This window comes from Streptomyces sp. NPDC048277, assembly GCF_040652235.1.
GTDB lineage: Bacteria > Actinomycetota > Actinomycetes > Streptomycetales > Streptomycetaceae > Streptomyces.
On sequence record NZ_JBEZLQ010000018.1, the window covers coordinates 203,630 to 219,596 of the forward strand.

Here is a 15,967-nt window from a genome sequence, read left to right on the forward strand (position 1 = left end):
GGATGCCGCAGACCGAGAAACCGGGCACCGAGGTGACTCCGCGCACCCGACTGCGCTGGTGGACCGAGCTGCCGCTGATCCTGCTGGTGTACGGCTGCTACTCGGCCGGCCGTCTGCTCGCGCGCGGGAACACCGGCACCGCCGTCGACCACGGCCTGGCGATCCTGCGCATCGAGAAGGCCCTGCACCTCAACGCCGAGCACCCGCTCAACCGCCTGTTCACCCGCGAGGCATGGCTCGGCATACCGGCCGACTTCTGGTACGCCTCGCTGCACTACCTCGTCACCCCGGTGATCCTGGTCTGGCTGTTCCGCAGGCGCTCCGAGGCCTACCGGCGGGCCCGCACCTGGCTGATGACGTCCACGTTCATCGGCCTGATCGGCTTCACCCTGCTGCCCACCTGCCCGCCCCGGCTGCTGGACGCGAAGTACGGCTTCGTCGACACCATGGCCCAGTACAGCTCGTACGGCTGGTGGGGCGGCGAGGCCAGCGCCCCGCGCGGCCTCGGCGGCATGACCAACCAGTACGCGGCGATGCCGAGCCTGCACTGCGGCTGGGCGCTGTGGTGCGGCGTGATGCTGTGGCGGTACGGCAACACCCGGCTGACCAAGGTGCTCGGCGTGGCCTACCCGCTGCTGACCGCGACCGTCGTGATGGGCACCGCCAACCACTACTTCCTGGACGCGGTCGCGGGCGTCGCCGTGATGGGCGTCGGCTTCCTGCTCGCGCCGTACGTGATGCGGGGCGCGGACCTCGTCCGGGTGCGGATCACCCCGGGCGCCTCCCTCGTCGCAGCACGCTCGGACGGCGCAGGCTCCCCGATTGTCAGTGGCGGATGCCAGACTTCGGTGGGTGAGCGAATTCCATCGCAGCGCGAGTCCCGGCTCGCCCCCGGAGCCGAACCGGACGCTGCCCCCACAGACGCGGGGGACGGCGCTCCGGCACCGGCTCGCTGAGCTGCGCGGCCCCGCCGTCCCCGCCAAGGCCCTGGACGCGCGCGCCCTCGCGGCGCTCGCCGCGAACCCGGGGTGCCGCAGGCGCGCGATCCTGGACGGCGCCGGGGTGGACAAGACCGCGCTGGCGGGCGCCCTCGGCGCGCCGTCGGCCTTCGGCCAGTCCCAGTTCGCGCTGACCCGGGGCAACGCCTTCGAGGCGAAGGTGAAGGCGGACGGCGGGGCGGAGTTGCTGCGGCTGGTTCGGAAGCACCTCGATCCGGGCGCCGCACCGGACGAGACCGCCGAGTCCGCCGAGTCCGCCGAGCGGGCCGCCGCTGTGCCGAACCTGTCCGCGATCGGCCCGGAGGGGCGTACGGCCCGTACTGCGCTGGCGCTGCGCGAGGCCGTGGAGGCGGGTGGCTGGTCGCTGTTCGACCACCCGATGCTGGCCCTGGAGGTGGCCGGCTCCCCCGCGTTCCTGGAGCCGGACGCGGTGGTCGTGCACCCCGACGGCAGCTGGACGGTCGTGGAGATCAAGTCCTTCCCGATGCTGGACGGTTCGGCGGACCCGGCGAAGGTGGGCGCGGCGGCGCGGCAGGCCGCCGTGTACGTGCTGGCCCTCGAAAAGGTCGCGGCCCGGCTCACCCCCGCCCCGCGCGTACGCCACGACGTGCTGCTGGTCTGCCCCAAGGACTTCTCCAACCTGCCCACCGCCCGGGCCGTGGACGTCCGCAGGCAGCGCGCGGTCACCGCCCGCCAGCTGGACCGGCTCACCCGCATCGAGGACATCGCCGACGCCCTTCCCGAGGGCACCTGCTTCGCCCCGGACCTGCCGGCCGAGCAGCTCGCGCAGGCCGTGGACGCGGTCCCGGCGACGTACGCGCCCGAGTGCCTGTCCGCCTGCGAACTGGCCTTCCACTGCCGGCAGCGCTCCCGCGCGGGCGACGAGGTCACCGCGCTCGGCCGCGCGGTCCGCGCCGAGCTGGGCGGACTGACCACCGTCGAGGACGTCCTGTCGGCGGCCCGCGGCGAGACCGGTGACCCGGACGACCCGGCGGTGGCTGCCCTGCGCAGGGCGGCGGCCCTGCGGGCGGAGGCGCTTCGGGGGGCCGTGTGTCCCTGATCACCACCCTCGCCCGCCTGGAGGCCGTGAGCACCGGCACGGCACAGCCGGCCGCGACCGTCCGCCACCGGCACCTGTCCGGGCTGCCGCTCGTCTTCGTGCCGCTCACCACCGCCGGTGAGGCCGGTGCCCCGCTGGGCGCGCTGGTCGGCACCGACCGAGACGCCCCGCGCCTGCTGGTCGTGCCCCAGCCGCGCGACCGCGACCTGCGGTTCGCCTTCCTCGCCGAACTCGCCGACGTCGTCCTGCCGTACCTGGACTCCTACGCCGACAGCGTGGAGGCCGCCGAGCGCTCCGAGACCGACCCGGAGACCGGCAAGCGGGTCAAGGTCGAGGTCGAGCTGTGCGCGGACGCGCCCCAGTTGATCGTGCCGGGCCGCGCGGGCATCGAGTACGTACGGCTGCTGGGCCGGTCGATGCGGTTCCGGCGCACGGCGGAGCAGGACCCCGAGGCGCCCTACCCCGCCCCGCCCCGGGTGCCGTTGCTGGGCCGCTGGCTCACCCACTTCGGCGAGCGCGCCCGCGTCCCCGGCTCCTCCCTCCTGCTCGCCATGACGGACCTGCTGTCCCGGCACTGGGCGACCGGCCAGTCCGGCGTCGAGGACCAGCACCTGGGCGCGCTGCTCGCCTGGATCAATCCGCCGGAGGGCAGTACGGGCGCGGAGGCCGCGCGCCACGCCGAGCTCGCGCGGGACCGCGAGGGCCAGTTGGTGTGTCCGCCGGCCGGGCCCGCCACCGACCCGGCGTTCGACAACAAGCTGCTGGCCCCCGCCTTCGAGCGCTACGACCGGGCCCGCACCGCCCTGGCCACCGCCGAGGACGGCCTCCAGGCCGACGACCGGCTGGCGATCCTCACCGCCGCCGAACGCGAGATCCGCGACCTCGTCGAGAGCCGTACCCGGCCCACCTGGGACGCGGTCTGGCACGGCATCGACCTGCTGCACGAACTGCCCGAGGGCGCCCGGGCCGAGGAGCGCTGGACCCGCGACCGCTGGTCGTTCACCGGCCACCGCGACCGGGTCGTGGCCGGCGAGCCCCCGCAGCCGCGCCGCGACGACGCGGTCACCGCCGCGAACAAGCTGGCCACGCGCGAGCGTGAACAGGCGCGTCTGGAGGCCCAGGAGGCGCTGGACGACCCGCTGGTGATGGCGGGGCGGCGGCTGACCGGGGAGGCGTTCGCGGGCGAGGTCCTCGACGTCGTCATGGCGTACAGCGAGGGCAGGCGGCCCAGCCCGCGCCCGCTGGTGACCGTGCGCACGGAGGACCGGCCGCACCTCGGCGAGCGCGCGAAGGCGTACCGCTCGCTGGGCGGCAAACCGCAGTCCATGGAGTTCGTCGGGTACGAGGCCGAGGGGGTCGTCGTGCTGCGCGTGCTGGACAAGATGGGTCGGGGCAAGGAACCGGAGGCCGGATCGGTCCCGGAGAAGGGCGACCGGCTCACCTTCACCCTGTTCGAACACGAGCAGCGCGGCGGGGCGAAGCTGCCCGACCCGGAGGCGACCCCGTGGACGCACGGCGGCCCGCCGGGCGAGGCCGCGCAGGAGGCCCCCGACGCGGTGACGCAGGAGGATCTGCTGTGACAACCACGGATTTCGATCCCGGAACGGCCGCCTCCCGCGCCACCGCCGCGATCCTCCACGACACCCTGCACGGCACCGACCGGGGTGTGGTCGTGGACTCCCCGCCGGGCGCCGGCAAGTCCACGCTCGTGGTCCGCGCGGCGCTCGAACTCGCCGACGCGGGGCGCCCGCTGATGGTGGTCGCGCAGACGAACGCGCAGGTCGACGACCTGGTGCTGCGGCTCGCCGAGAAGAACCCGGAGCTGCCCGTCGGCCGGCTGCACAGCAGTGACGCCGACCCGTACGACAAGGCGCTGGACGACCTGCCGAACGTCCGCAAGTCGGCGAAGGCGGGCGACCTCAGGGAAGCCCAGGTCGTGCTGTCCACGGCAGCCAAGTGGGCGCATGTCACGGTGGACGAGCCGTGGCGGCACGCGATCGTCGACGAGGCGTACCAGATGCGCTCGGACTCGCTGCTCGCCGTGGCCGGGCTGTTCGAACGGGCGCTGTTCGTGGGCGACCCCGGCCAGCTCGACCCGTTCGCGATCGTGGGCAGCGAGCAGTGGGCGGGCCTGTCGTACGACCCCTCGGCCTCGGCGGTGTCCACGCTCCTCGCCCACAACCCGGGCCTCCCCCAGCACCGCCTCCCGGTCTCCTGGCGGCTGCCGGCCTCCGCTGCCCCGCTCGTCTCCGGCGCGTTCTACCCGTACACCCGGTTCCGCAGCGGCACGGACCACGGCGACCGGCGCCTCGCCTTCGCCGTCGCCTCCGACGGCTCCGGCCCCGACCGGGTGATCGACGAGGCCGCGGAGTCCGGCTGGGGCCTGCTGGAGCTGCCCGCCCGGCACACCCCGCGCACCGACCCGGAGGCGGTCCGGGCGGTGGCGACGGTCGTACGACGCCTGCTCGACCGGGGCGGCGCGGCCGTCTCCGAACGCTCCCCCGACCCCGCGCCGCTCACCGCCGACCGGATCGCGGTCGGCACGGCCCACCGGGACCAGGCGGCGGCGGTCCGCGCGGCCCTGGCGGAGCTGGGCGTGAGCGATGTCACGGTCGACACGGCGAATCGGCTCCAGGGCCGCGAGTACGACGTCACGGTCGTCCTCCACCCGCTCTCCGGCCGCCCCGACGCCACCGCCTTCCACCTGGAGACGGGCCGCCTGTGCGTCCTCGCCTCCCGCCACCGCCACGCCTGCATCGTGGTCTGCCGGGCCGGCGTGACCGACCTGCTGGACGACTACCCGTCCACGGAACCGGTCCAGCTGGGAACGGTCGTGAAGTTCCCGGACGGCTGGGAGGCGAACCATTCGGTGCTGGCCCATCTGGCCGAGCACCGGGTGATCTGGCGGCCTTGACCGGTGCCTCCGGTGCCCACCCGGCCGGCCTCGGCTGCCGCGCCCCCATCCGCCGGACGGAGTCCGGCACGCCGCCGGAGGCGGCCAATGGTTGCAGCCCCGGACGGCTGGGAGGCGAACCACGCGGTGCTGGCCCATCTGGCCGAGCACCGGGTGGTCTGGCAGCCGTGACCGGTGCCTCCGGTGCCCACCCGGCCGGCCCCGGCAGCCGCGCCCCCATCCGCCGGACGGAGTCCGGCACGCCGCCGGAGGCGGCCAATGGTTGCAGCCCCGGACGGCTGGGAGGCGAACCATTCGGTACTGGCGCATCTGGCCGAGCACCGGGTGATCTGGCGGCCGTGACCCGGCATCGTCAGGGTGAGGCGATGGCCTCGGCGTCCCCTTGCGCGGGCGCGAGAGAATGGACGGTGGCCATCGAACCGTAGAACCGTACGAGGAGGACCAGACATGGCGGAGCCCACGCCGCGTCGGAACGAACCGCGGCTACGCCCCGCGCCCCTGCTCTTCGAGCCCGTGGAAGCGGTCGCCGACCCGGAGCACTTCTTCGACCTGGAGTCCATCGACGACCCCAGGGTGCTGCTGGCGCGCGCGACCGAGCTGACCCAGGCGTTCCGTGCCGCCACCGACCGGGCCGTGGAGTTCCAGGCCATGGCGGCCGCGCAGCTCGCCGACCCGCGCCGCTTCGACCGGCTGACCCCGGCCGACATCGCCGAGCAGGCCGAGTGGACCGAGGACTACGCGAAGAAGATGGTCGAGTTCGGCCGGGACCTGCTGAGAGGAGCGGAAGGGCAGGGACCCGAGCAGATCTAGGGCCGGTACGGCCCTGGCGGACGGCATATGCCAGGCGGGCAAGATACCCCTCCGTGCTGCGTCCCGTCCCGGTTTCCGGCAACTCACAGGGAGCGGCCGCTCACCCGGGGTATCAATTCCTCATGAGCAGCAACCCGTACGAGACACCCCTCCGCGGCTCCGGCGACCGCGGCGACGCCGCCGGGGTCACCTCCGAAGGAGCCGCCTGGCTCGCCTCGGCAGGAACGTATCCGCGGAGCACGCTCGCGTTCTGGGAGGAGCGGCCGGACGCCCCGGTCGTCCTGCCCTGCGGCACCGCGTTCGACGTGGTGAACACCCCGGCGATGTTCGGCCGCCGCATGCTGGACCGGTTATGGGACGAGGGGCCGGGCTCCGGGCCGGTCGCGGTGTTCCGGGGCCGGATGCTCCTGTTCGCCGCTCCCGGCACGGCCGCACGGCTGCCCTCGCTGCTGGGCTGGGAGGAGTGGGGCGGCCGTGGCCAGGGCGTACCGCCGCTGCTGTGCCACGGCACCGGCGACGCGGTGACCGTACCGGCGCCGCACGGCGACCGGTCCCACCAGCCCGTCCCCGCCCCGGCCGGCTCACGCTGGCTGGTCGCGCCGGACACCCGGCACCCATGGCTCCCCGGCCCGGAAATCCTGCTCTGGGCGGCCGTACGGGCGGCCCGCTCGACCGTGCGGATATCGATTTTTCCTCCCGCCGATCAGGATGCTAAGGTCTACGACGTCAGCAGGCGCCGCTAGCTCAGTTGGTTAGAGCAGCTGACTCTTAATCAGCGGGTCCGGGGTTCGAGTCCCTGGCGGCGCACGCGAAGTAGGCGAAGGGCCAGGCTCCTGTGAGCTTGGCCCTTCGGTTTTGCGTCGCCGGCACTCAGTCCGGCCCTCCCGGCCCACCCGGTTCTTCCAGCCCTTCCGGCTCCCCCGGTGTGATCTTCACGTTCCAGTCGCCGGACACCGTCCGCCCCTCCACCTGCACCTTCACACCGTCCCCCGGCACCGTGAAGGTCTCGCCGACCGAGACCGGGGCGTCGGCCAGCGGCGGGTAGACCGAGTTCTCCCAGCAGGCCTCGGTGCCCGGATGGGCGTCGATCACCTCGACGGGGCCGCTGCCGGAGGCCGTCTCGTCGCGGACCCGGTAGACGAGGATGCCCTGCCGGCAGGCGGCCCTGTCGTTGCCGGAGGCGTCGCGCGCCTCGAAGGCGAGCACGGTGTCGGGCCCGGTGCGCACCACCGCCAGCTTGGTGCCGCCCCCGAGCCCGAAGGCCGGGGAGCCCGCGGCGCCCTGCTTCGACGCCTCGGGCCCGGCGGACAGCGACTCCAGGGTCAGCCGGGTCGGCCCGGCCCCCCGTACGCACACCACCTGGCGCGGATCCAGCCATCCCAGCTTCCACTTGTGCCAGGCGAACAGATCCGGGGACAGCCCGAACTGGCTGCCCATCAGATCCCAGTCGCCGACATACGTGTCCCAGTCGCCCTTGCCGTCCACCGGACGGTGGTAGAGGTCGGGGAGGTCGAAGAGATGACCGGTCTCATGGGCGAGAACCAGCCGGTCCGGCGGATGCTTCTCGAAGACGGTGACGACCCTGCGGACGTCCGTGCCGTCCACATGCATCGGGGTGTCCAGGTTGACCACCTTCGTGGCGTCGGAGTCCACGCCGGGGGCGTCCGGGTCGGCGACGAAGTACACGATGTCGTAGCGCGAGAAGTCGACCTCGGGATCGGCGGCCGCGAAGGCGTCCCGCAGGTAGGCGGCCCGGAGGGCGAGGTTCCAGTCGCGCTTCATGCCGTAGGCGACCGACGGCCGGGGCATCCGCAGCCAGTGGGTCAGCGGGTGCGGGCGGATCGTGAACTTCCCGTAGGAGGCCTGCTCGTAGTAGCGGCTGGTGGCCGGGAAGTGGTCGGCCGCGAGTTCGGCGGTCGTGGTGCGCGGGGTGGCGTCGGGAAAGGAGAGGAACACCATGACGGCCGAAAGCGGGTGGGTGGGTCGGGTGTAGGTGGCGTTCCAGGTGTCGAGACCCTCGGAGTGGTGCGCGTCGGTGCGGTGCAGGGCACAGGGAGCCGTGGAGAACGGCTCGGCGGCCGACGGTCCGGTCAGGATCGTCGTCGTGACGAGCGCCGCCATCGTGGTGGACACGGCGGCGGTGCTGCGCAGCGGGAGACGCGGCACGGAAGGACCTCCGGGGCGGTTCACGGGACACCGCACCCAGCCTGCGTGGGTTTGTCATTATATGTCCTGTTCATCTGCACCAGAAGGGTGAGGAATCCCCCGGTGACGCCCGAGCGACCCGAATGGCCGACACCCCGGGACACTCACGGAACGTCACAAGTGGTCGGGCGCCTCAAGAACCCGTCCAGGTGCGGGCAGAAACGATCTGTCAGAACCGCCGGTTCATCGGGGACACTGGACAGTGGCTGGAAGGCCCTCGGGCCAGCCTCTATGATCGGCACACTTTCCTGCACGGACAGAGATCGAGTGCACTGCGGGAGCGAGCGGTGAGCGGAACGTCCGAAGGGCCGACGCCCGCGGCAGACCTCGATTGGTCCGCCGTCACAGTGAGTGACAAGACGTATCAGATGCCGTACGACGAGACGGCAGACCAGAAGACATACGAACACGCCTTCACGGCCGCCGCGCTGCCCATGGCCGTGGTCGACCGGGAAGGCCTCGTCAGCACCGCCAACGAGGCGTTCGGCACCCTGATCGGCGCCGACCCCGTCGGCCTGACCGGGCGGGTCGCCGCGGATCTGGTGGACCTGGCCTCCGACGCCCGTACCTGGCACGCCTATCGCGAGGTGCTGCGCGGCCGGCAGGCCAGGCTGCGCTGCACCCGGCGGCTGAAACATCCCGACGGGCACTCGGTGTGGGTCCAGGTCACCATCTCGCCGCTGGCGAAGGACAGGCCGGGCATCCTGCTGTCGGTCTCCGACATCAGCGAGCGCCGCGAACTCCAGGCCCGGCTGCGGCACTTGCAGATGCACGACCCGGTGACCCGGCTGCCCAACCGGGCGTTGTTCTTCGAGCGGCTCTCGGGCGCGCTGGAGGCGGAGTCGTACGAGCAGAGCGGCACCGGCCGGATCGGCCTGTGCTACCTGGACCTGGACGGCTTCAAGGCGGTCAACGACACCCTCGGCCACCGGGTCGGCGACCGACTGCTGGCCGCCGTCGCCGAGCGGCTGACCCGGATCGCCGACGAGGCCGGCTTCGCGCGGGCCGGGGCGCCGCTGGTGGCCCGGCTCGGCGGCGACGAGTTCGCGCTGCTCGTCGAGGACTCCACGGGCACCGAGCAGTTGGCCGACCTGGCCGAGTCGGCGCTGGCCGCCCTCCAGGCGCCGTTCGACCTGGCCGGTCAGCGGCTCTCGTTGTCGGCGTCGATCGGGGTGGTGGAACGCCACGCGGCCGGAACGACCGCGACCGGCCTGATGCAGGCCGCCGACACGACCCTCTACTGGGCGAAGGCCGACGGCAAGTCCCGCTGGACGCTGTTCGACCCGGAGCGCAACGCCCACCGCATGACCCGCCAGGCGCTCTCCTCCAGCCTCCGCCCGGCCATCGAGCGCGGCGAGTTCGTGCTGGAGTACCAGCCGCTGGTGGGGATGGGGGACGGCCGGCTGAACGGGGTCGAGGCGCTGGTGCGCTGGCACCACCCGCAGTTCGGCACCCTGACGCCGAATCGGTTCATCGCACTGGCGGAGGAGGACGGCTCGATCGTCCAGCTGGGCCGCTGGGCCCTGACCACCGCCTGCCGCCAGGCCCGCCGCTGGCAGCTGGACCACCCCGGCGAACCGCCGATCTTCGTCAGTGTCAACGTCGCCGTCCGCCAGGTCTGGGACTCCGACCTGGTCGCGGATGTCGCCGAAACCCTGGCCGAGACCGGGCTGGCCCCGCATCTCCTCCAGCTGGAGCTGACGGAGTCGGCGGTCATGGGCTCGGCGGGCCGCCCCCTCCAGGCCCTCCAGGCCCTCAGCGACATGGGCGTCCGCATCGCCATCGACGACTTCGGCACCGGCTACTCGAACCTCGCCTACCTCAGCCGTCTCCCGGTCTCGGTCCTCAAGCTGGACGGCTCCTTCGTCCGGGGCTTCCAGTACGACGACCCGGGCGACCGCCCGAACCCGGCGGACGAGGTCGTGGTGGAGGCGATGATCCAGCTGGCCCACCGCCTGGGCCTGACGGTCACCGCCGAGTGCGTCGAGACCTCGGCGCAGGCCTCCCGGCTCCGTCACATCGGCTGCGACACCGGCCAGGGGTGGCTGTACTCCCGGCCGGTGACGCCGGATCGTATCTCCGAACTGCTGGACACCCGGACCTACGCGGACACCCCGGCCGGCAAACCGTAGGCGTCGGCGACCAGTTCGTAGGAGTGCAGCCGGAGCTCGCCGCGGTGGGCGTGCGAGGTGAGCATCAACTCGTCGGCGCCGGTGCGCTTCTGGAGGTCGTCGAGACCGGCGCGGACCTCGTCGGCGGTGCCGTGCACGATGTTGGACGTCCAGGAGTGCACGAACTCCTCCTCCATCGGGGAGAACTCGTGCTTCTCGGCGTCGTCCGGGTCGGGGAACAGCCCCGGCCGCCCGGTGCGCAGCCGCAGCATGTTCAGCGCGCCGGCCCGCACCTGGCGCCGCGCCTCGCGCTCGTCGTCCGTCGCGAGGACGGAGACGCCGATGAGGGCGTAGGGCTCGTCGAGGACGGCGGACGGGCTGAAGGACTGGCGGTACAGGTCGAGCGCCGGAACGGTGTTCTGCGCGGAGAAGTGGTGGGCGAAGGCGAACGGCAGCCCGAGCATGCCGGCGAGCCGGGCGCTGAACCCGGAGGAGCCGAGCAGCCAGACCGGCGGCCGGTGCGGGGACTGCACACCGCCGGGGCTGGTGCTCTGGACCGGCCCCGGGATCGCGTGGATCCTCCGGTACGGGTGCCCGTCCGGGAAGTCGTCGTCGAGGAACCGGATCAGCTCGGCGAGCTGCTGGGGGAAGTCGTCGGCGCCCTCGTTGAGGGTCTGGGTACGGCGCAGGGCGGCCGCGGTGGCCCCGTCGGTCCCCGGCGCCCGCCCGAGGCCGAGGTCGACCCGCCCCGGGGCCAGGGCCTCCAGCGTCCCGAACTGCTCGGCGATGACGAGCGGTGCGTGGTTCGGCAGCATCACGCCGCCCGACCCGAGCCGGATCCGCTCCGTGTGGGCGGCGAGGTGGGCGAGGATCACGGCGGGCGAGGAGGAGGCCACGCCGGGCATCGAGTGGTGCTCGGCGACCCAGTACCGGTGGAATCCGCGTGCCTCGGTGAGCCGCGCGAGCGCCGCGCTGGTGCGCAGGGCGTCGGTGGCGGTACTGCCGGTGCCGACGGTCACCAGGTCCAGTACGGAGAGGGGGACGGGGGCGGTCCCGTGCGTGATGCCACGGATCTCGTCTGCCGACACGGTGAGAGCCTCCTGTTTAGCGGCCGTGAGCTGTTCTGAGGGGCGTTAACAGGAGGATGTCTCCGGTTATTCCCGGCTGCGGGCGGGTGGGGGCTGGTCGCGCCCACGCGGCGGTAGCCGCACATCGATACAGCCCCGCGCCCCTGGGTTGGCTGCGCTGCCCGGCACCTAGAGCTGCTGGGTCAGACCTGCACGATGGGTTCGCGGGTGAACAGGGTGCCCAGCGCCGGGGCGTTCACCCGGCGGTCCGCCAGGCGCAGGCCCTCCCACACCGTGACCTGGTTCGCCGTGAGCACCGGTTTCGACAGCGCCTTCTCCAGGAGGGACAGGTGCGCCGCGGTGTGCAGCGCCGTGTCCGGAAGGAGCACCGCCTCCGCGCCGGAGGCGTCCGCGGCCCGCGCCAGGGTGAGGACGTCCTCCTCGCCCCACGTCCCCACCTCCGCCGCCGTGACGATCCCCGACGACCGCATCCCGGTCACCTCCAGGCCCCCGGCCCGCAGGAAGTCGGCGAAGAGGGCGGCCACGTCGTCCGGGTAGGTCGCGCCGACCGCCACCCGCCGCAGCCCGAGTTCCCGCGCCGCGTGCACGAACGCGAAGGACGTGGACGACGCCGGCAGCCCGGCCGCCTGCGCGAGCGCGCGGACCTGCCGCTGGGCGCCCTCCCAGCCGTACACGAAGCTTCCGCTGGTGCATGCCCACACCACCGCGTCCGCGCCCGCGAGCCGCAGCTCCGCGACGCCCGCCGCCAGCCGGTCCGCGGACCCCATCTCCCGCAGGGCGTCCACCCGGTGCGCGTCCTCGCCGATGTCGGTGTGGACGACGTCCACCCTGACATCGCTGCCGAGGAGCTGCTCGATACGGGGGTAGTCGTCCTCGGCGGAGTGCCCCGGGTAGAGGAGTCCGAGCGCTGTCATGTCCACCCTTCCTGCTGTTCTTCCGGCAGTGCGGGCCAGTCACCCGACGCCGGCGGTTCCGCCGCGGGTTCGTCCCGGTGACGGATCAGCGCCTGATAAGGCCCCACCGCTCGGGTACCCAGCCTGCGCAGCGCCGCCCACATCGTGACCTGGTTGGCGGACAGGACGGGGATGCGGAGCTCGGCCTCCAGTTGGGGGATGACGTCGTAGGTGGGGAGGTTGGTGCAGGAGATGAACAGGGCGTCGGCGGCCCCGGGCCGTACCGCCTGCCGGGCCATGGCGACCACGTCCCGGTACGGCACCTGCCAGATGTGCCTGGTCAGCCCCATGAACGCGCAGCCGGCGACCCGTACGCCCGCCTCCGCCACGTACTCCTCCAGCACCCGCGTCACCGAGACGGTGTACGGCGTGACCAGCGCGAGCCGCCGTATCCCCAGCTCGGTCAGCGCGTCGAGCAGCGCCCCGGACGTGGTCACGGACGGCACCGCGCCGGACCGGGTCATCGCCTCGCACATCGCGCGCTCGCCCGCGATCCCGCCGACGAAGCTGCCGGAGGTGCAGGCGTAGGCGACGACCTCGGGCGCCACCGCGGTGAGCGCGCGCACCGCCTCGCCGAGTGTCTCGTGCTCGCTGACCAGCCGGGCCAGGTCGAGGCTGACCTCGACCGGCACGAAAGGTGTCCTGGTCAGATGCAGGGACACCTCGTCCGGTACCCAGCGCCACAGCTCGCGGTCGAGCGCGAAGTCGAAGGGCGCGACGACGCCCACACCGCGCTGGGGACGAGGTCCGCCAAGAAAGGAGACGTCCATAAGAAGTCACCGGCCTCACGCTGGAGATCGAGGAGGTAACGGTCGACGGATACGCCCGTGTTGACGAAGGTAGGTTCGGGTGCGAGCGTGGTCAATCCGCGCATGTCAGACGTTCCATCCGCCCATGTCAGACGCCGTCCGACACCGGGAGACCACCCCGAATGACGCCGCCCGTGCCCACCCTGCTGGTCCTCGACGCCGACCCGCCGCCGCGGCTCGGCCGGCTGACCGGCCGCGCCCGGATCGTGCACACGGACGCGGCGGGCCTGCCGGCCCGGCTGCCGGAGGCCGATGTCCTGCTCGTCTGGGACTTCGCCTCGTCCGCCGTCCGCGAGGCCTGGCCGGGCGAGGGGCCGCGGCCGCGCTGGGTGCACACGGCGAGCGCGGGCGTCGACCATCTGCTGTGCCCCGAGCTGGCCGCGTCCGACACGGTCGTCACCAACGCGCGCGGGGTCTTCGACCGGCCCATCGCCGAGTACGTGGCCGCGCTGGTCCTCGCGCTGGCCAAGGATCTGCCCCGGACCCTCGATCTCCAGCGGGAGCGGACCTGGCGGCACCGCGAGGCGCGCCGGGTGGGCGGCACGCGCGCGTGCGTGGTCGGTACCGGCCCGATCGGCCGGGCCATCGTCCGCACCCTCAAGGCGCTCGACATCACCACCGCCCTGGTCGGGCGCGTCCCGCGCACCGGTATCCACGGCCCCGACGACCTGGACCGGCTGATGTCCCGCGCGGACTGGGTGATCGCGGCGGCGCCGCTGACCGAGCAGACGTACGGCATGTTCGACACGCACCGCTTCGGTGTGATGCAGCCGTCGGCCTGCTTCATCAACGTCGGCCGCGGCCAGCTCGTCGACGAGGAGGCGCTGGTCCGGGCGCTGACGCGCAGATGGATCTCCGCGGCGGCCCTGGACGTCTTCGCCACCGAGCCGCTGCCCGCGGACAGCCCGCTGTGGACCGTCCCCGGCCTTCTCGTCTCCCCGCACATGAGCGGGGACACGGTCGGCTGGCGGGACGAACTGGGCACCCAGTTCGTCGAGTTGTACGAGCGGTGGGCGGCGGGCAGATCTCTGCTGAACGTGGTCGACAAGAAGCGCGGTTACGTGCCCGGTCACTGACCCTCGGGAGGGGCCCATGGAGCTCACCGACCTCACCGCCCGACAACTCCTCGACGGCTACCGCAAGGGCGAGTTCGGCCCGGTGGAGGCGGTCCGGGCGGCCCTGGAACGGGCGGCGCGGATCCAGCCGGAGGTCAACGCGTTCGTGCGGCTCCTGGAGGAGGACGCCCTGGCGCAGGCCGGGGCGTCGGAGGAGCGGTGGCGGCGGGGCGAGCCGAAGGGCCTGCTGGACGGCGTCCCGGTGACGGTCAAGGACATCCTCCTGCTGCGCGGCCATCCGACCCTGCGCGGCTCGAAGACCGTTCCGGCTAGCGGGAACTGGGACGAGGACGCCCCCTCCGTCGCCCGGCTGCGCGAGCACGGCGCGGTGTTCATCGGCAAGACGACGACCCCCGAGTACGGCTGGAAGGGCGTGACCGACTCCCCGCTCTCCGGGATCACCCGCAACCCGTACGACCCGTCCCGCACCGCCGGCGGCTCCAGCGGCGGCAGCGCGGCGGCGGTGGCGCTGGGCGCGGGCCCGCTCTCGCTCGGCACGGACGGCGGGGGCAGCGTGCGCATCCCGGCGGCCTTCTGCGGGATCTTCGGCCTGAAACCGACGTACGGCCGCGTCCCGCTCTACCCCGCGAGCGCCTTCGGCACGCTGTCCCACGTGGGCCCGATGACCCGGGACGCGGCCGACGCGGCGCTGATGCTGGACGTGATCGGGGCCCCGGACGCCCGGGACTGGTCGGCCCTCGGCCCGGCGCCGGGCTCCTTCACGGCGAGCCTCGCCGGAGGCGTCCGCGGTCTCCGGGTGGCCTTCTCCCCCTCCCTGGGCGGCCAGGTGGCGGTCCGCCCGGCGGTCGCGGCGGCGGTACGGCGGGCGGTGGCGGGGCTGGCCGGGCTGGGGGCGTACGTGGAGGAGACCGACCCGGACTTCAGCGACCCGGTGGAGGCGTTCCACGCGCTGTGGTTCGCGGGCGCCGCCCGGCTCACGCAGCGCTTCTCCCCGCACCTGCGGGGGCTGCTCGACCCGGGGCTGCGGGAGATCTGCGCGCAGGGGGCCCGGCTGAGCGCGCTGGACTATCTCGCGGCGGTGGACGTCCGGATGGACCTGGGCCGCCGGATGGGCCGCTTCCACGAGCGCTACGACCTGCTGGTGACACCTACGCTGCCGCTGACGGCGTTCGAGGCGGGCGTGGAGGTGCCGAAGGGTGCGGGCCACCGGCGCTGGACGGGCTGGACCCCCTTCACGTACCCGTTCAACCTCACCCAGCAGCCGGCGGCGACGGTCCCGGTCGGAACGGACGCCGACGGACTGCCGGTGGGCTTGCAACTCGTGGCCGCCCGCCACCGCGACGACCTGGTCCTACGGGTGGCACACGCCCTGTACGAGGCGGGGGTGGCCCCGGCCCCGCCGAGCAGCGCGGCTACGCCCTCCGGAAGCTGAGCGTCTCCCCCGCCGCGCCGTTGCGCCACAGGTCGTTGCAGGCCTCGGCGAGTTCGGCGAGGCCTTCCACCACCTGGCCCCAGACGATGCCCGGGACCCAGCCGACGTCTCCGTTGAGCAGCAGGTTGTTGCGTTCGTAGAAGAGGGCGAGGTCGACGACCGTGGTGCCGGGGCGGACCTCGCGGTCGTAGCCGTAGGCCTTCGTGCTCAGCTCCGTGCCGGTGAAGGAGAAGTAACAGAGGTCGCCGGGGATCGGGGTGACCGTCGGGTTCTCCAGTGGGGGTTCTGTGGAGGCGAAGGGCGGGAAGAGGGCGTAGATCTCGTTGCGCGCGTACTTCGCGTGGTAGACGTCGCCCGCGAGCGGCAGTGCCTCCCACACTGCCGTGCAGGTCAGGGGCGCGCGGTCGGTGAGCAGTCGTGCCGTGCAGTGCACGTCCCGCCGCTCCAGCGAGACGGTGACGAATCGATCGGCCATGAAAACCAGGGTGCATACGCGGCATGCCCTTGGGTA

General features: G+C 73.2%; 14 protein-coding genes and 1 tRNA gene. 10 read left to right on the top strand and 5 right to left on the bottom strand.

Translation table 11 applies throughout. The features are described from left to right. The first annotated feature begins 2 nt into the window (after positions 1-2). From AB0D85_RS33975 to AB0D85_RS34005, 7 genes are all read left to right on the top strand, one after another. Positions 3-956 (top strand): phosphatase PAP2 family protein, encoded by a 954-nt coding sequence (locus tag AB0D85_RS33975; RefSeq protein ID WP_362328709.1) that lies wholly within the window; start codon positions 3-5, stop codon positions 954-956. Beyond that, positions 910-2,058, top strand: a complete 1,149-nt coding sequence (locus AB0D85_RS33980) for a hypothetical protein (protein WP_362328795.1) — start codon at positions 910-912, stop codon at positions 2,056-2,058. The genes AB0D85_RS33975 and AB0D85_RS33980 overlap by 47 nt, the downstream gene beginning before the upstream one ends. Beyond that, positions 2,049-3,638, top strand: a complete 1,590-nt coding sequence (locus tag AB0D85_RS33985) for a hypothetical protein (RefSeq protein ID WP_362328711.1) — start codon at positions 2,049-2,051, stop codon at positions 3,636-3,638. Before AB0D85_RS33980 ends, AB0D85_RS33985 begins: the two co-directional genes overlap by 10 nt. Then, positions 3,635-4,972, top strand: a complete 1,338-nt coding sequence (locus AB0D85_RS33990; RefSeq protein WP_362328713.1) for an AAA family ATPase — start codon at positions 3,635-3,637, stop codon at positions 4,970-4,972. The genes AB0D85_RS33985 and AB0D85_RS33990 overlap by 4 nt, the downstream gene beginning before the upstream one ends. 447 nt (positions 4,973-5,419) lie before the next feature. Further along, positions 5,420-5,782, top strand: a complete 363-nt coding sequence (locus tag AB0D85_RS33995; protein WP_362328715.1) for a hypothetical protein — start codon at positions 5,420-5,422, stop codon at positions 5,780-5,782. A 53-nt stretch (positions 5,783-5,835) separates the two neighbouring features. Then, positions 5,836-6,525 (top strand): bifunctional DNA primase/polymerase, encoded by a 690-nt coding sequence (locus AB0D85_RS34000; protein ID WP_362328717.1) that lies wholly within the window; start codon positions 5,836-5,838, stop codon positions 6,523-6,525. Continuing rightward, a tRNA-Lys gene (locus AB0D85_RS34005) sits at positions 6,516-6,589 on the top strand. Before AB0D85_RS34000 ends, AB0D85_RS34005 begins: the two co-directional genes overlap by 10 nt. A gap of 63 nt (positions 6,590-6,652) precedes the next feature. On the opposite strand, the gene AB0D85_RS34010 is transcribed toward AB0D85_RS34005, so the two are convergent. Beyond that, positions 6,653-7,903 (bottom strand): M6 family metalloprotease domain-containing protein, encoded by a 1,251-nt coding sequence (locus tag AB0D85_RS34010; protein ID WP_362328797.1) that lies wholly within the window; start codon positions 7,901-7,903, stop codon positions 6,653-6,655. Positions 7,904-8,274: 371 nt separating this feature from the next. Between AB0D85_RS34010 and AB0D85_RS34015 the strand changes: the two genes are divergently transcribed. Further along, positions 8,275-10,119: an EAL domain-containing protein gene (locus AB0D85_RS34015; protein WP_362328719.1), complete on the top strand. Its 1,845-nt coding sequence runs from the start codon at positions 8,275-8,277 to the stop codon at positions 10,117-10,119. On the opposite strand, the gene AB0D85_RS34020 is transcribed toward AB0D85_RS34015, so the two are convergent. The 3 genes from AB0D85_RS34020 to AB0D85_RS34030 form a co-directional block, all read right to left on the bottom strand. Next, a complete protein-coding gene (locus AB0D85_RS34020) occupies positions 10,089-11,186 on the bottom strand; it encodes an LLM class flavin-dependent oxidoreductase (protein ID WP_362328721.1) in 1,098 nt (365 codons plus the stop codon). The genes AB0D85_RS34015 and AB0D85_RS34020 overlap by 31 nt on opposite strands. 182 nt (positions 11,187-11,368) lie before the next feature. Further along, on the bottom strand, positions 11,369-12,100 hold the full coding sequence (locus AB0D85_RS34025; RefSeq protein WP_362328723.1) for an aspartate/glutamate racemase family protein: 732 nt from the start codon (positions 12,098-12,100) through the stop codon (positions 11,369-11,371). Further along, positions 12,097-12,909 carry an aspartate/glutamate racemase family protein gene (locus AB0D85_RS34030; RefSeq protein ID WP_362328725.1) on the bottom strand — a complete coding sequence of 271 codons (813 nt, stop codon included), beginning with the start codon at positions 12,907-12,909 and terminating at the stop codon, positions 12,097-12,099. Before AB0D85_RS34030 ends, AB0D85_RS34025 begins: the two co-directional genes overlap by 4 nt. Positions 12,910-13,070: 161 nt before the next feature. Between AB0D85_RS34030 and AB0D85_RS34035 the strand changes: the two genes are divergently transcribed. Continuing rightward, positions 13,071-14,024, top strand: a complete 954-nt coding sequence (locus AB0D85_RS34035) for a D-2-hydroxyacid dehydrogenase (protein ID WP_362328727.1) — start codon at positions 13,071-13,073, stop codon at positions 14,022-14,024. 16 nt (positions 14,025-14,040) lie between these two features. Continuing rightward, positions 14,041-15,456 (top strand): amidase, encoded by a 1,416-nt coding sequence (locus AB0D85_RS34040; protein WP_362328729.1) that lies wholly within the window; start codon positions 14,041-14,043, stop codon positions 15,454-15,456. Here AB0D85_RS34040 and AB0D85_RS34045 read toward each other — a convergent pair. After that, the gene (locus AB0D85_RS34045) at positions 15,437-15,931 is read right to left on the bottom strand and encodes a DUF3830 family protein (RefSeq protein ID WP_362328731.1); all 495 of its coding nucleotides are present in this window, start codon (positions 15,929-15,931) and stop codon (positions 15,437-15,439) included. The genes AB0D85_RS34040 and AB0D85_RS34045 overlap by 20 nt on opposite strands. Between the last annotated feature and the right edge of the window lie 36 nt (positions 15,932-15,967).